Raw genomic sequence first — 13511 nt, forward strand, 5'->3', positions numbered from 1 at the left:
TCCCGTCGTTCCCTCGAAGGACGGGCCTTTCGCAGCACGCCCTAACGGCGGCCAACGACCGCGAACCGCAGGGGGGTGCCCGGAGTCGCCTGTGCGGCCGCAGCGAGGTCGGCGGCGCGCACGACCGCGATCACCGGGTACCCCCCGGTCGTCGGATGGTCGGCCAGGAACACCACGGGCCTGCCGTCGGGCGGGACCTGGACCGCCCCCAACACCATGCCCTCACTGGGCAGTTCCTCCGCCCGGACGCGCTCCAGGGCGGGACCTTCCGTGCGCAGGCCGATGCGGTTGCTCGCGGCGGACACCCGGTACGCGCGCGTGACCAGGGTGTGGAACGCGTCCGCCGTGAACCAGTCGGCACGCGGGCCCGGCGTCACCCGCAGCACCAGTTCGGCCGGGGGAGCCGGCTGGGGAACCGTGTCCACGCGCGCGGGGGGACCGGCCGGCCTCCCGAGCGGAAGCACGGCACCGTCCGCGAGCGGCGGCGGCCCGAGTCCGGAGAGCAGATCCGTGGAGCGGCTGCCGAGCACCGGCTCGACGGCCACCCCGCCCGCGATGCCGAGGTAGCTGCGCACCCCGGACCGGGCGCGCCCGAGGTCGAGCAGCGCACCGCCCGGGACGCGCACCGGTGCCCCCCAGGGCGCCGGGCGGCCGTCCACGGTGACCGCGCAGGGCGCGCCGCCGACCGCCACGGTGACCGCCGAACGCGGCCGCACGGCACAGCCGTCGAGCGTCGTCTCCAGCACCGCGTACTCCGGCGGATTGCCCACCAGCCGGTTCACGAGCGCCGCCGCGGGCGCGTCCAGCGCCCCGGAGCGCGGCACCCCGAGGTGGGCGTGGCCGGGCCGCCCCCGGTCCTGAACGGTGGTCAGCGCGCCGGCCCGTACGACCGAGAGCGCACGGTCCGTCATCCCGCCCCCACCGGCACGAAGCGGACCCGGGCCCCCGGGCTGAGCAACGCGGCCGGTACGCGCGCGTGGTCCCACAGAACGGTGTCGGTCGAGCCGATGAGCTGCCAGCCGCCCGGCGACGAGCGCGGGTACACGCCCGTGTACAGGCCCGCGAGGGCCACCGAGCCCGCGGGTACGGCCGTGCGCGGGGTCGCGCGGCGCGGCACGCCGTAGCGGTCCGGCAGACCGGTCAGATAGCCGAAGCCGGGCGCGAACCCGCAGAAGGCGACGCGGAACTCGGCCGCCGCGTGGATCCGCCCCACCTCCTCGGGCGGCACGCCCCACAGCGCCGCCACCTCCGGCAGATCGGGACCGTCGTACCGTACGGGGATCTCGACGGCCTCCCGCGCGCGCGGGATGACGCGGGGGACGTCCCAGCCGGCGAGCCGGGCCGCGATGCGGGAGGGATCGGGCACCCCGTCCAGAAGGACCGAGCGGGCCGCGGGCACGATCTCCGCCGCCGTCAGCTCCCCGTCGGCCCGTCGGCGCAGCAGTTCGGCGTGCAGAGCCTGGGCCTCCTGCCCGGAGGAGACCTCGACCAGCAGGGCCGCGTCGCCGACCGGCAGCACCCTCATACGAAGGCCTCCACGCGCACGCCCGCCGCCTCCAGCTCGGCGCGCACCCGGCGTGCCAGGTCGACCGCTCCGGGCGTGTCGCCGTGCAGGCACAGGGACCTTGCCCGTACCGGGATCTCGCGTCCGGAGCGGGCGGTCACGGTGCCGGAGCGGGCGAGGCCCACCGAGCGTACGACGACCGCGTCGGGCTCCGTGATCACCGCGTCGTCCTCGCCACGCGGTACCAGGGTGCCCTCGTCCGTGTACGCGCGGTCCGCGAACGCCTCGGTGACGACCGGGAGTCCGGCCTTCTCGGCGACCTTCAGGAAGCGCGATCCGGGCAGCCCCAGGACGGGCAGTGCCGCGTCGGCGAGCAGCACGCCGTCGACGACCGCCTCGGCCTGCCGCTCGTCGTGGACCACCCGGTTGTAGAGCGCGCCGTGCGGCTTCACATACGACACACGGGAGCCCGCCGCGCGCGCGAACACCTCCAACGCGCCGATCTGGTAGGCCACTTCGGCCGCGAGTTCGGCGGGCGGCACGTCCATCGCGCGCCGCCCGAAACCGGCCAGGTCACGGTAGGAGACCTGGGCGCCGATCCGTACACCGCGCTCGGCCGCCAGTCGGCACACGCGCCGCATGGTGGCCGCGTCCCCGGCGTGGAAGCCGCAGGCCACGTTGGCGCTCGTGACGACCGACAGCAGCCGCTCGTCGTCGGTGAGCCGCCAGCGGCCGAAGCCCTCGCCGAGGTCGGCGTTCAGATCGATCATGATCCCTCCTGGTCACCGGCGTCACCCGGCGCGGTCCTGGCCCTCACCCGACGCGGTACTGGTCGTCGCGGGCGTCGGTGATGAACATCTGCCCCGGTGCGTGGGTGACGGCGAACGGCGGCCGCGAGGCCATCACCGCCGCCTGCGGGGTCACTCCGCAGGCCCAGAACACCGGGATGTCGTCCGGTTCGGCGTCCACCGGGTCGCCGAAGTCCGGCCGGCCGAGGTCCTCGATGCCGAGGCCCGACGGATCGCCGCAGTGTACGGGGCTGCCGTGCACCGCCGGGAGCAGACCGCTCTCCCGGATCGCGGCGGCCAGGTGCTGCGGCGGAACGGGACGCATGGACACCACCATGGGGCCGCGCAGCCGCCCGGCCGGCCGGCACTGGCGGGCGGTCACATACATCGGGACGTTGCGGCCCTGCTCGATGTGGCGCAGGGGAACACCCGCGTCGGAGAGCGCCCATTCGAAGGTGAAACTGCACCCGATGAGGAAGGACACCAGATCGTCGCGCCAGTGGCCGAGCACATCGGTGGGCTCGTCCACCAGCTCGCCGTCCCGCCACACCCGGTAGCGCGGCAGATCGGTGCGCAGGTCGGCGCCGTCCGCGAGAACCGTGCCGAAGGACCCGGCGTCGGTGACGTCCAGCACCGGGCAGGGCTTCGGATTGCGCTGGCAGAACAGCAGCATGTCGTAGGCCCAGTCCGCCGGGACAGAGATCAGGTTGACCTGGGTGTGGCCCGCGGCGGCCCCTGCCGTGGCGCCGGTCAGCCCCTCGCGGAAACGGGCCCGGGCCTGCCGCGGGCTCCACGCGTGCGCGTGCTCGTCGACGGCGGTCACGAGGCGGTCCTCCGTGCGGTTCACAGCAGCTCCTTCCCGCGGGTCTCCGGCAGCCCCAGCAGTGCCAGCGCCGCGAGGCCGTAGCCCACCGCGCCGAAGACCAGCGCACCGCCCACGCCCCAGCTGTCGGCCAGGAAGCCCACCAGAGTGGGGAAGACGGCGCCCACGGCGCGACCGGTGTTGTACGTGAAGCCCTGGCCCGTGCCCCGCACGGCGGTCGGGTACAGCTCGCTCAGATAGGAGCCGAAGCCGCTGAAGATCGCCGACATGCAGAACCCCAGCGGGAAGCCGAGCACCAGCAGCAGGGTGTCGGCGCCGCTCGGGATGTTCGCGTACACCAGGACACAGACCGCCGAGAGCAGTGCGAACAGCCAGATGTTGCGCCTGCGGCCCAGCCGGTCGGTGAGATGGCCGCCGGTCAGATAGCCGAGGAAGGCCCCGGAGATCAGGAAGGTCAGATAGGAGCCGGTCCCGACGACGGAAAGGCCCCGCTCCGTCTTGAGATACGTCGGCACCCAGGTCGCCAGGGTGTAGTAGCCGCCCTGGACGCCGGTGGACAGCAGGCTCGCGAAGACCGTGGTGCGCAGCAGCCCCGGTGTCCCGTCCGTCCCCGGCTTGAAGATCGCCGCGAAGGAGCCCTTCTCCGCGCTGTGTTCGCGCCGGGCCCGTGCCTGCGGGGCGTCGTGGACCCGCCGCCGCATCCAGAGCACCAGCAGCGCGGGCAGCGCGCCGGTCCAGAACATCACCCGCCAGGCCAGGCCGTCGTCCACGAAGGAGAAGACCAGGGTGTAGACACCGGCGGCCAGTGCCCAGCCGACGGCCCAGGAACTCTGGACCGCGCCGAGCGTACGGCCCCGGTGCCGGGCGCTCGCGTACTCGGCGACCAGAATTGCGCCGACCGCCCACTCGCCGCCGAAGCCGAGGCCCTGCAGGGCCCGGAAGACCAGCAGCGTCTCGTAGGTGGGCGCGAAGCCGCAGGCGACGGTGAAGACGGCGTACGTGACCACCGTGATCATCAGGGCCCTGACCCGTCCGATGCGGTCGGCGACCACACCCGCGACGGCGCCGCCCACCGCGGACACGATCAGGGTGACCGTGGTGAACAGGCCGGTCTGGGCGCTGTCCAGGCCGAAGTACGCGGCCAGCGCGACCATGCTCAGCGGCAGGGTGAAGTAGTCGTACGCGTCCAGGGCGTAGCCGCCGAAGGCGCCCGCGAAGGCGCGCCGGCCGCGCGGGCCGAGAGCCCGCAGCCAGCCCGACGTGCCGTCGGCCGCGGTGGGTTCGGCCGTGTCCGGCCGGGCGTCGGAGGTCAGGGCCTCGGGTGGTGGGGTCGAGCTCATGGGCACCTCGCAGATGAGGGACGGAGGGTGCTGGGAACCGAGCCGTGCCGTGGGGAAGCCACGGCGCCGCGGGGAGAAGCGGGCGGCGCCGTGCGCAGCAAGGTAGAGGATCGTTGAACGATCCTTCAATACCCGTGTTGTTTCGTCCCTGTGTCTGCGCTTGAATTCCGGGCATGGCAGAGCAGCTTTCGGGACTGGCCGACGACCGCGCGCTCCTCGGGCGCACGAGCACTGCCGAGCGGGTCGCGGACATCCTCAGGAGCCGCATCGCCGAGGGCTACTTCCCACCCGGCACCCGGCTGTCGGAGGACAGCATCGGCGGCGCGCTCGGCGTCTCCCGCAACACGCTGCGCGAGGCGTTCCGGCTGCTCACGCACGAACGGCTGCTGGTCCACGAGTTGAACCGCGGGGTCTTCGTACGGGTGCTGGCCGTCGAGGACGTCGAGGACATCTACCGCGTCCGGGGACTCGTGGAGTGCGCCGTCGTACATGGCCTCGGGAAGCCGCCGTACGCCGTGGACGGACTCGCCGAGGCGGTCGCCGACGGGCAGCGGGCGGCGCGCGAAGGTGACTGGAAAGGAGTGTCCACGGCCAACATCCACTTCCATCGGGAACTGGTGGCCCTCGCGGGCAGCGAACGCACCGACGAGCTGATGCGCAGCGTCTTCGCCGAACTGCGGCTCGCCTTCCACGTGGTGGACGACCCGCGCCGGCTGCACGAGCCGTACCTCGCGCGCAATCTGCAGATCCTCCAGGCCCTGCGGGCCGGGGAGCGCGACCGGGCCGAGGAACTGCTCGCGGTCTACCTCGACGACTCGCGGGCGGGCCTCGTCGAGGTCTACGGGCGCCGGGTGGCCGACGGGGGCAGGGCCGGCGGCTGACCGCTGCCCGCCCGGGCCGTCTGACCGGTTGTCCAACGGCGCGCTCCGGTGCTGCCTGAGCGGCGGCTGATCGGCTGCTGCCCGGCCGGCGTGCTCCGGTGCCGTCCGACGCGGGCACTCGCCGGTGCCGCCCAACCGTCCGTGGGCCGGGCCGCCCCGCGTGTCGCCCAGCCCGCCCCCGCGGAGCGGTCCCGCGCCGTTTGGGCTGTTGTCAGACCGAGGACCTAATCTGTGCACCGTGACTTCGCCTGCATCGACGGACCGTGTTCCGCCCCAGCTCAGCGCGGGGCCGCGGCCTGCTCCGGGCCCGGCCGCCGACGAGGGGCTGGCGCGGCGGCTGCGCGCGCTCGCCTGCACCGCGCCGCTGCACGACCTGGACGCACGCAAGGCCAACCTCGCGGGTGAGTACTCGGTCTACGGGATGTCGGAGGTCGCCCTCGCCGCCATCGACCTGGTCACACTGAACATGGACTTCGACACGGGCGCCGACCACGACCAGATAGTCGCCCGGCTCATCCCGCGCATCGCCGCCCAGGCCCCGCGGCGCCCGGTCGCCGAGCACGAGCGCGTGGCCCGCTGGGTGCTGGAGAACCTGATCAACGTCGGCAGCGTCGACCGCGGCTTCCGCGCCGTCTACGGCACCTTCGAGCCGGACGGCACCTATGTCCGTCGTGACTACGACTTCAAGCTGATCGAAGAGGTGCCCGGTCACGGCGGCGCCGTCTACCTCCGCACGACGGACGAGGCGGTCAACGTCCTCGTCGGCGCCCTCGACACGGACGTCACCAGCGCCCAGATCGCCGCCGAGGTCAAGCTGGAGGTGCTGATCAGCCGTGGGCGCCTCGCCGACGCCCAGCTCGCCGCCGAACAGGCGCGCTACCGCACTGTCCAGTACTCGGAGTCGCTGCGCAGGGCCCTGGAGGCCACCCGGCGCAACGTCCGCGCGGTGGACTGGCTGAACGCGGTGCCGGACATGATCGCCGAGGCCCTCGACCACGTGGCCGACCGCTACCGCCACGAGAACGCGATCCTCACCAACATCCGCAAGGCCCGCGACGAGTCCGAGGACCCCGAGCAGAAGCGACGCGCCGCCGAACTCGTCGACATCGTCAAGGACTGCATCCGCCGGCACACCCAGCTGCAGTCGCGGCTCCTGGAGGCGGGCCCGCTGTTCCGTGCCGAACAGGACCGGCAGGCGTTCGCCACGCCGACGGCGATGTCCGGCACGGACCTCTACGGGCACCTCCTCGCCCCGCTGCTGCCGCTCCCGCTGGAGCAGGCGGTGCGCGTCACGGACGCCTTCTTCGCCCAGGGCACGGGGCTGCGCACGCCTGCTTCCGTACGGGTCGCGGACCTCGTCGAGCTGCTGCTGACACCCCCGGTGGAGCGTGAGCACCTCGGGGCGGAGATGCCCGAGCCGGATCTGGTCGCGACGCCGGACGACAGCCGGTTCAGCGAGGAGCAGCTCGCCGCCGCGACGGAGTTGCTCGACCTGCCGGCGGACGCCCCACGGCGGCTGTCCGGACTGCTCGCCGAGGCGCGTGGCACAGGAGATCCCGAACTGCCCTACCTGGTGGCCCTGCTGGCCGTGCACGCGGCCAGCCCGCCGGTGGGCACGGCCTACCGGCAGGGCGAGGAGAAGCTGCTCTTCGCCGTCGACGACGGAACGGAGCTGGACGACCCCGAGTTCGGCGGTGCGGATCTGATCGTGGGGACGGCTCTGCTGGACGCGGCCGGAATGGCGGCGGACCGGACGGAGGCGGCATGAACGGCAACGAGTACCAGCGCGACAAGGAGTCCCGACCGTGACCGAGCACGTCGAGTGGAGCGACCCGGAGACCGCCGCCGCTCCGGCGAGCGCCGCCGTCACCCCCGCCGACGCCGCCGACGCGGCGCGGCTCGTCGCCTTCGGGCTGCAGCCCAAGCTGCAGGCCGCACGCGACCAGGAGTACGCGGACCTGCTGCGCCGCTACCGGGAGGACCCGCCGTTCGGGCGCCTCGCCGATGCCGTCGCCACCGGACTCGGCCTGGTCGTCCTGGAGGTGTCCCCGCGCGCCGGCATGGCCGTGACCGCCGCCGAGGACTCCGTGTTCGCCGTCCGCATGGGTGACTACGCGCGTCGTACGTCGGCCGACTCCGGCGACCGTTTTCTGCACGGGCTCGCCCATCTCGCCGTCGCCGCCCTCGCCTTCCCGCGCCCCGAGGACCTGGCGGACGACGGCTACATCGGCCGGGTCACGGTCAACGGCGTCGACGCCTTCGTACGCCAGGCCTGCCGCCGTCTCGAGGAGCGGGCCGAGGAGCAGGGGGAGAACACCGACCCGGCGACGGACGCCCCCGGCCTGGAGGCGGCCTGGCGCATCTGGGCCAGACGCAGCGCGACCGGGGCCACCAAGGACGCGCGCAGACTGGCCGGTTCGACCACCGGCATCGTCGCCAAGGCCGTCGCGTTCCTCACGGACTCCGGCTTCCTGCAGCGCACGGGCGACGACAACGGCGGCACCTACCGCACGACGGCCCGCTATCAGCTCCAGGTGCGCGACATGGCGGGGAGCGCGGCCATGGCCGAACTGCTCGAACTGGGCGTCGTCCCGGTGACCGACGGCTCGGCCACCCTGCTGCCCGCCGAGGACGCCGACGATCTGGAGCTGGTGGCCGACGCCGGGCTGCCGTTCCACTCCTGAGGCTCCGGAACCTCACGAACCTCCCCCACGTTTCCGACCACTCAGCACGACCGACGACGAGAGCCCCCCATGTACGAGCTGTCCCGGGTCCGCCTCTACTCCATCGGGCCGGCCGGTGCGCGCTATGCCGACACCGTGCTGGACCTGCGGGGTGTGGGTGATCTGGTGCCCGACCCCGCGCCCATCCAGGCGGAGTTCTTCGAGGAGGAGCCCGCCGGGCCGCCGCGCCGCCCCGCGCCCGCCGGCGTGCTCTTCCTGGAGAACGGCGGCGGCAAGTCCGTCCTGCTGAAGTTGATCTTCTCGGTGATGCTGCCGGGTCACCGCAACACCCTCGGCGGTGCCAGCTCGGGCGTGCTGCGCAAGTTCCTGCTCGCCGACGACTGCGGACATGTGGCGCTGGAGTGGCAGCACACGCTTACCGGCGAGTGCGTCGTGGTCGGCAAGGCCAGCGAGTGGCGCGGCCGCCAGGTCTCCAACGACCCCCGCAAGTTCGCGGAGGCCTGGTACTCCTTCCGGCCGGGGCCCGGCCTGAGCCTCGACAACCTGCCCGTCGCCGAGTCCACCGCCGTACGGCCGCCCGTCGAGGGCGCGTCCGGAGCGCAGGGGCGGCGCCGCACGATGAAGGGCTTCCGGGACGCCCTCACGGAGGCCGGCAAGGCGTACCCGCACCTCGAAGTGCACTGGGAGGAGATCCACGACCGCTGGAACGAGCATCTGACCGACCTCGGTCTCGACCCCGAACTCTTCCGCTACCAGCGGGAGATGAACGCCGACGAGGGTGAGGCCGCCGGCCTCTTCGCGGTGAAGAAGGACTCCGACTTCACCGACCTGCTGCTGCGCGCCGTCACCGACACCCGGGACACCGACGGACTCGCCGACCTGGTCAGCGGGTTCGGCAACAAGCTGGGACGGCGCTCCGAGCTGATCGCCGAACGCGACTTCACCGCCGGGTCGGTGGACCTGCTCGGGCGCATCGTCGAGGCCGGCGAGGGGCGGTCACGGGCCCGCGACATCCACGCGGGCGCCGAGCGGCGCACACGCACCCTGGCGCGGCGGCTGTCCGCGCGCGGGGTGCGGGAGCGGGCCCGGGCCGCCGATCTGGCCCAGCGGGTGACCGCCGCCGCGTACGCCGTCACCCACGCCGAGGGAGCCCGGGAGCGCAGTGCGCTGGTCGCGGCCGAACTGGCCTACCGCCACGCCTCGTTGGCCCTCGCCGGCGCCGAGAAGGCCGCCGCCGCGCAGAAGCGCGAACTGGCCGACGCCCGGCAGCTGTACTCCGCGTGGCAGGCCGCCGAGGCCGTGCTGCGGCACCGCGCCGCCGCCGACCGCTCCGCGCGCGTGGCCGCCGCGATCCGCGAGGCCGAGCGGGACGCCGCACCGGCGCTCGCCGCCCGGGCCAAGGCCGCCGTCGATCTCGTACGGGCACTGCACGCGGCCGCCGAGAGCGCCGAGACCCTCGCCAACGAGGAGGAGGAGCGCTCCGCCGGCCTCCAGGAGGCCGGCGAGTCCGCCCACCGGGACTCCACCGCCGCCGCCACGGAGGCGCAGCGCGCCCGCAGCGAGGCGGGGCATCTGCGCCAGCGGCTCGACGAGGTCGAGCAGGAGACCGCTCAGGCCGTCCGGGCGGGCTGGCTGGACGACAGCACTCCCGACGCCGACCCGGCGCGGGCCGCGCTGGCCGCGAGCGACGCGGAGAAGGAGGCCGTCGCTGTCTGGGACACGGCCCGGGAGGCCTCCCGCCGCGCGTCCGAGCACGCGCGCGAGGCGGCCTCGGCGGAGTCCCGGGCGGAACTGACGGCGGCCCGCTCGGCGGACGCGGCCACGGCCGCCGAACGCGCGTACCAGGCCGAGCGCCGGACCGCCGAGGCGTTGGCCGCGGAGGAGCGGCTGGCGGAACTGCTCAGCCTGTCGGGCACGGACACGGCCGCCCGGAAGCGGGTCCCCGGCCCCCGGCGCGACACGGACACGGACCCGGCCGTCGCTCCGGGCACCGGTGAAGGCCCCTTCACCCCCGAGGAGCTGGACGGCTTCGCCGACGAACTGCGCGCGCTGCTGGAGGACTCCGTCGCCTCCGCCGAACGACAGCTGTTCGAGCTGCGCACGGCCGCGGCCGACGACGCACGCATTCTCGGCGCGCTCGGTGACGGCGGGCTGCTGCCGCCGGGCCCCGATGTGCTGGCGACCGTCGAGTTCCTCGGCGAGCACGGCATTCCCGCGCTGCCCGGCTGGCGCTATCTCGCCCAGGCCGTCGACCCCGCCGACCACGCGCGCGTGCTGGCCGCCCGTCCCGAACTCGTCGACGGCGTGATCATCACCGATCCGGATTCGCACGCCCGGGCCCGCCGGACGCTGAGCGACGCCGCGCTGCTGCCGCGCTCGGCCGTCGCCGTCGGCACCGCCGCCGCGCTGCTCGCCCCGACCCCGGCTCTCGACGAGAGCGACAGCGGCACCGGCAGTGTCTTCCTGGTACCGCCGAACCCGGCCATGCACGACGAGCACGCCGCCGACGAGGAGCGGCAGGCGCTGCGCGCCCGGGCCACCGCGCGCGACGAGGAGATCCGGGCGCTCGCGGCCCGGCTCGGCAAGGATCGTGAACTGGCGGCCCGGCTGGCGTCCTGGCGCACCGGATGCCCCGCCGGACGGCTTACCGAACTCGCCACGGCCGCCGGCGACACCCGCGCGTTCGCCGAGGAGGCGGAGGCCGAACTGGGCGAGGCACGCACCACCCGCGCCGAGGCCGACGAGGCCGCGGCCGAGGCCGCCCAGATGCGGGACGAGCGGCAGGAGGCCGCCCAGCGGGCCCGCCGCGCCGCCGACGCCCTCGCCGGGCTCGCCTTCCGGCTGCGCGAGCGGGCGGGCTGGCAGGTCAAGCTGAGGGAACTCGCCGACGAGGCAGTCGAGGCGGAGGCCCGCGCCCAGGCCTGCCTGGAGCGTGCCCGCGCCGCCGACGAGGACCGCCGCGCCGCGCAGCGCGCCGCCGACGACGCCCGTCGCACGGCGCGTGCGCTGCGCGCCGAGCGCGCGGAGATCGCGGGCGCCCCCGACGACGTATCGGAGGACGACGCGAACGCGCCCAGGACGTCCCTGCCCGCCCTCCGCGAGGCCTACCGGGCCGCCTCCCAGGTGTACGAGAAGGTCGGCGTCGGAGCCGATCTGCGGGCCGAGCAGGCGCGGGCCGAGAGCGACGAGTCCGCCGCGCTCGCCGAACTGGACCGGCTCAGCAACAAGGTGCGCACACGTGCCGAGCAGCTCCTCGAGTCACCCGACGGCTCCGACGGCCCGTCCCGGCAGGCCGCCGCCGCGCGCGCCGAGGAATGGGTACAGCTGCTGGAGACCCGTATGTCCACGGCCAGCGAGCAACTCGGGCGGCTGCGCGGCGAGGCCGAGCGGCACGCGCCCGAGAACGGCGAGGCCCACACCGAGCTGCCAGACGAACTGATGCCCCGGGACGCCGAGCACGCGCAGGCCCTGCTGCGCACCGCGACCGCCGAACTCGCCTCCCGGGTCGAGGCGCTCGACCAGGCCCGTGAGGCCCACGCGGAGCTCCTCGAGGCCCACCGGGCCGCCGAGGACGCGGCCGGCGGCTTCGACGAGGTCGCGGCGATGCTCCGCGATCTGCTGCGCGAGCACGCCTCGGAGGAGGAACAGGAGGAGCCGGAGCCCTATCCCGGCACGCTGGAGGAGGCCCGCCGGGCCGCCGCGGAGACCCGCAGGTCGCTGCGCGGCTGCGCCGCCGATCTGTCCGCGGCCGAGGGCGCCGTGCGCGAGGCTTGCGACGTGCTGGTCCGGCACGCCAACTCCACGCGCTACGAGCAGGTCCGCACCCCCGCCCGGCAGCAGATCCGCGAACTCCCGGCGTCCGCGCTGCCGGAGCACGCACAGCGGTGGGCGGACGCCTTCGCACCCCGGCTGCGCGTCCTGACCGACGAACTGGCGCAGCTGGAGCGCAACCGGGACTCCATCGTGGACCGTCTGCGGGGTCTGGTGGAGTCGGCGCTGGCCACCCTGCGGTCCGCGCAGCGGCTGTCCAGGCTGCCGGAGGGCCTCGGGGAGTGGTCCGGGCAGGAGTTCCTGCGGATCCGCTTCGAGGAACCCGACCAGTCCACGCTGATCGAACGCCTGGGCGAGGTCATCGACGAGGCGACCCGCGCGGCCGTCAAGAAGAACTCCGACCTGCGGCGCGATGGCATGTCGCTGCTGCTGAGGGGCGTCGGCGCGGCGCTCCAGCCCAAGGGCGTCGCGGTCGAGATCCTCAAACCGGACGCCGTGCTGCGCGCCGAGCGGGTCCCGGTCGGCCAGATGGGAGACGTGTTCTCGGGCGGCCAGCTGCTCACCGCCGCCATCGCCCTGTACTGCACGATGGCCGCGCTGCGCTCCAACGACCGAGGCCGGGACAAGCACCGCCACGCGGGCACGCTGTTCCTGGACAACCCGATCGGACGCGCCAACGCCACCTATCTGCTGGAGCTCCAGCGGGCCGTCTCGGACGCGCTCGGCGTCCAGCTCCTGTACACCACGGGGCTGTTCGACACCACCGCGCTCGCCGAGTTCCCGCTGGTCATCCGGTTGCGCAACGACGCCGACCTACGGGCGGGGCTGAAGTACATCCGCGTGGAGGAACACCTCCGGCCGGGACTGCCACAGCAGCCCCAGGCCGAAGAGGCCGTGCACAGCGAGATCACCGCGACGAGGATGTTCAAGCGACCCGCCTGACCCCCGCGCCCTCCCTGAGACCGATCCGCGCTCTTCCCGCCGATCACCGTCGTGGTGATACACGGGTGGACGCGGATCGGATCCGCCATGACGAAGTTCGTCACGACAGACGCCGGGGGCTACGGGTGCGACAACTGGCCGGCGCCGCCCTGCCCGGGTATTCGACGCTGAGCCCGCTCCGCGGCCCGCGCACGCCGACGCTCCGTGCGGCGCTCGCGGCGCAGCCGGCGAGCGGTGCTGCTGGGGGCCGACACCACTCCATGGCGCTGATGCCACATCTGGCGCGTCACCCAGACGTCGAGCACGCCCCACGTCGCCACGACCGTGCTGGCGACGCTCGAGAGGACCATCGGGAACGCCAGCCAGGAGTCGGCCATGGTGCACAGGAAGGCGATGACCGCCTGGATCAGTGTCACCGAGATGATGAGCACGGCCCGCACCGCCGCCGTACGCACCGGGTCCGGGAGCCGCCGCCTGCGCGCGGGCTCCTCCACCCACAACGGCCGGTAGCGCTGTGTGTCGTGCCGCCTCTCCTCCCTCGATGTGCCCCGCCGGGCCGCCGGGACGGCCCCGGCGCGCGCCGCGCCCTGCATCCGCGTCGCCTCTGCGGGGGTGCGCACCGAGGCGCCGCGATCCGGCTTCCGTGCATCCCCTTGCGCCATGGTGGGCGTAGCACCACCCGGCCCGGGCGTCCCACGCCGCTCCGCCGTGCCCATCAACCCGTCACTCCCCACCGCCCGCAGGCCCCGTGTCCCGGTGTCGTACGACTCCGGCTCCT

Annotated in this window: 10 protein-coding genes; 4 read left to right on the forward strand and 6 right to left on the reverse strand. The window is 74.2% G+C overall.

Features of this window, described 5'->3' with window-relative positions; all coding sequences use genetic code 11:
- Positions 1-41: 41 nt before the first annotated feature.
- From ACFY2Z_RS23160 to ACFY2Z_RS23180, 5 genes are read right to left on the reverse strand one after another with little or no spacing between them, the layout of a single operon-like run.
- Positions 42-911: a biotin-dependent carboxyltransferase family protein gene (locus tag ACFY2Z_RS23160; protein ID WP_390745986.1), complete on the reverse strand. Its 870-nt coding sequence runs from the start codon at positions 909-911 to the stop codon at positions 42-44.
- Complete coding sequence (locus ACFY2Z_RS23165; RefSeq protein WP_390745987.1) at positions 908-1525, reverse strand: allophanate hydrolase subunit 1; 618 nt, start codon at positions 1523-1525, stop codon at positions 908-910. Before ACFY2Z_RS23165 ends, ACFY2Z_RS23160 begins: the two co-directional genes overlap by 4 nt.
- The gene (locus ACFY2Z_RS23170; RefSeq protein WP_390745988.1) at positions 1522-2274 is read right to left on the reverse strand and encodes a LamB/YcsF family protein; all 753 of its coding nucleotides are present in this window, start codon (positions 2272-2274) and stop codon (positions 1522-1524) included. Before ACFY2Z_RS23170 ends, ACFY2Z_RS23165 begins: the two co-directional genes overlap by 4 nt.
- 43 nt (positions 2275-2317) lie before the next feature.
- On the reverse strand, positions 2318-3139 hold the full coding sequence (locus ACFY2Z_RS23175; protein WP_390745989.1) for a putative hydro-lyase: 822 nt from the start codon (positions 3137-3139) through the stop codon (positions 2318-2320).
- Positions 3136-4455 carry an MFS transporter gene (locus ACFY2Z_RS23180; protein WP_390745990.1) on the reverse strand — a complete coding sequence of 440 codons (1320 nt, stop codon included), beginning with the start codon at positions 4453-4455 and terminating at the stop codon, positions 3136-3138. The genes ACFY2Z_RS23175 and ACFY2Z_RS23180 overlap by 4 nt, the downstream gene beginning before the upstream one ends.
- 173 nt (positions 4456-4628) lie before the next feature.
- Between ACFY2Z_RS23180 and ACFY2Z_RS23185 the strand changes: the two genes are divergently transcribed.
- The 4 genes from ACFY2Z_RS23185 (at position 4629) to ACFY2Z_RS23200 (ending at position 12733) form a co-directional block, all read left to right on the forward strand.
- Complete coding sequence (locus ACFY2Z_RS23185) at positions 4629-5336, forward strand: GntR family transcriptional regulator (RefSeq protein WP_390745991.1); 708 nt, start codon at positions 4629-4631, stop codon at positions 5334-5336.
- 238 nt (positions 5337-5574) lie between these two features.
- On the forward strand, positions 5575-7104 hold the full coding sequence (locus ACFY2Z_RS23190; protein ID WP_390745992.1) for a hypothetical protein: 1530 nt from the start codon (positions 5575-5577) through the stop codon (positions 7102-7104).
- Between the two features lie 37 nt (positions 7105-7141).
- The gene (locus ACFY2Z_RS23195; protein WP_390745993.1) at positions 7142-8020 is read left to right on the forward strand and encodes a hypothetical protein; all 879 of its coding nucleotides are present in this window, start codon (positions 7142-7144) and stop codon (positions 8018-8020) included.
- Between the two features lie 69 nt (positions 8021-8089).
- Positions 8090-12733 carry a hypothetical protein gene (locus ACFY2Z_RS23200; protein ID WP_390745994.1) on the forward strand — a complete coding sequence of 1548 codons (4644 nt, stop codon included), beginning with the start codon at positions 8090-8092 and terminating at the stop codon, positions 12731-12733.
- Between the two features lie 119 nt (positions 12734-12852).
- Here the strand turns inward: ACFY2Z_RS23200 and ACFY2Z_RS23205 are convergent, their stop codons facing one another.
- Positions 12853-13449, reverse strand: coding sequence for a hypothetical protein (locus ACFY2Z_RS23205; protein ID WP_390745995.1), 597 nt, complete (start codon positions 13447-13449; stop codon positions 12853-12855).
- Positions 13450-13511 lie beyond the last annotated feature (62 nt).

The organism is Streptomyces sp. NPDC001222, from assembly GCF_042896945.1.
Classification (GTDB): Bacteria; Actinomycetota; Actinomycetes; order Streptomycetales; family Streptomycetaceae; genus Streptomyces; species Streptomyces gibsoniae.

Bases quoted from the DNA above. Each gene is read 5' to 3' on its own strand.
- ACFY2Z_RS23160 (WP_390745986.1), bottom strand. From the start codon at position 911: ATGACGGACCGTGCGCTCTCGGTCGTACGGGCCGGCGCGCTGACCACC.
- ACFY2Z_RS23180 (WP_390745990.1), bottom strand. From the start codon at position 4,455: ATGAGCTCGACCCCACCACCCGAGGCCCTGACCTCCGACGCCCGGCCG.
- ACFY2Z_RS23170 (WP_390745988.1), bottom strand. From the start codon at position 2,274: ATGATCGATCTGAACGCCGACCTCGGCGAGGGCTTCGGCCGCTGGCGG.
- ACFY2Z_RS23200 (WP_390745994.1), top strand. From the start codon at position 8,090: ATGTACGAGCTGTCCCGGGTCCGCCTCTACTCCATCGGGCCGGCCGGT.
- ACFY2Z_RS23205 (WP_390745995.1), bottom strand. From the start codon at position 13,449: ATGGGCACGGCGGAGCGGCGTGGGACGCCCGGGCCGGGTGGTGCTACG.
- ACFY2Z_RS23165 (WP_390745987.1), bottom strand. From the start codon at position 1,525: ATGAGGGTGCTGCCGGTCGGCGACGCGGCCCTGCTGGTCGAGGTCTCC.
- ACFY2Z_RS23185 (WP_390745991.1), top strand. From the start codon at position 4,629: ATGGCAGAGCAGCTTTCGGGACTGGCCGACGACCGCGCGCTCCTCGGG.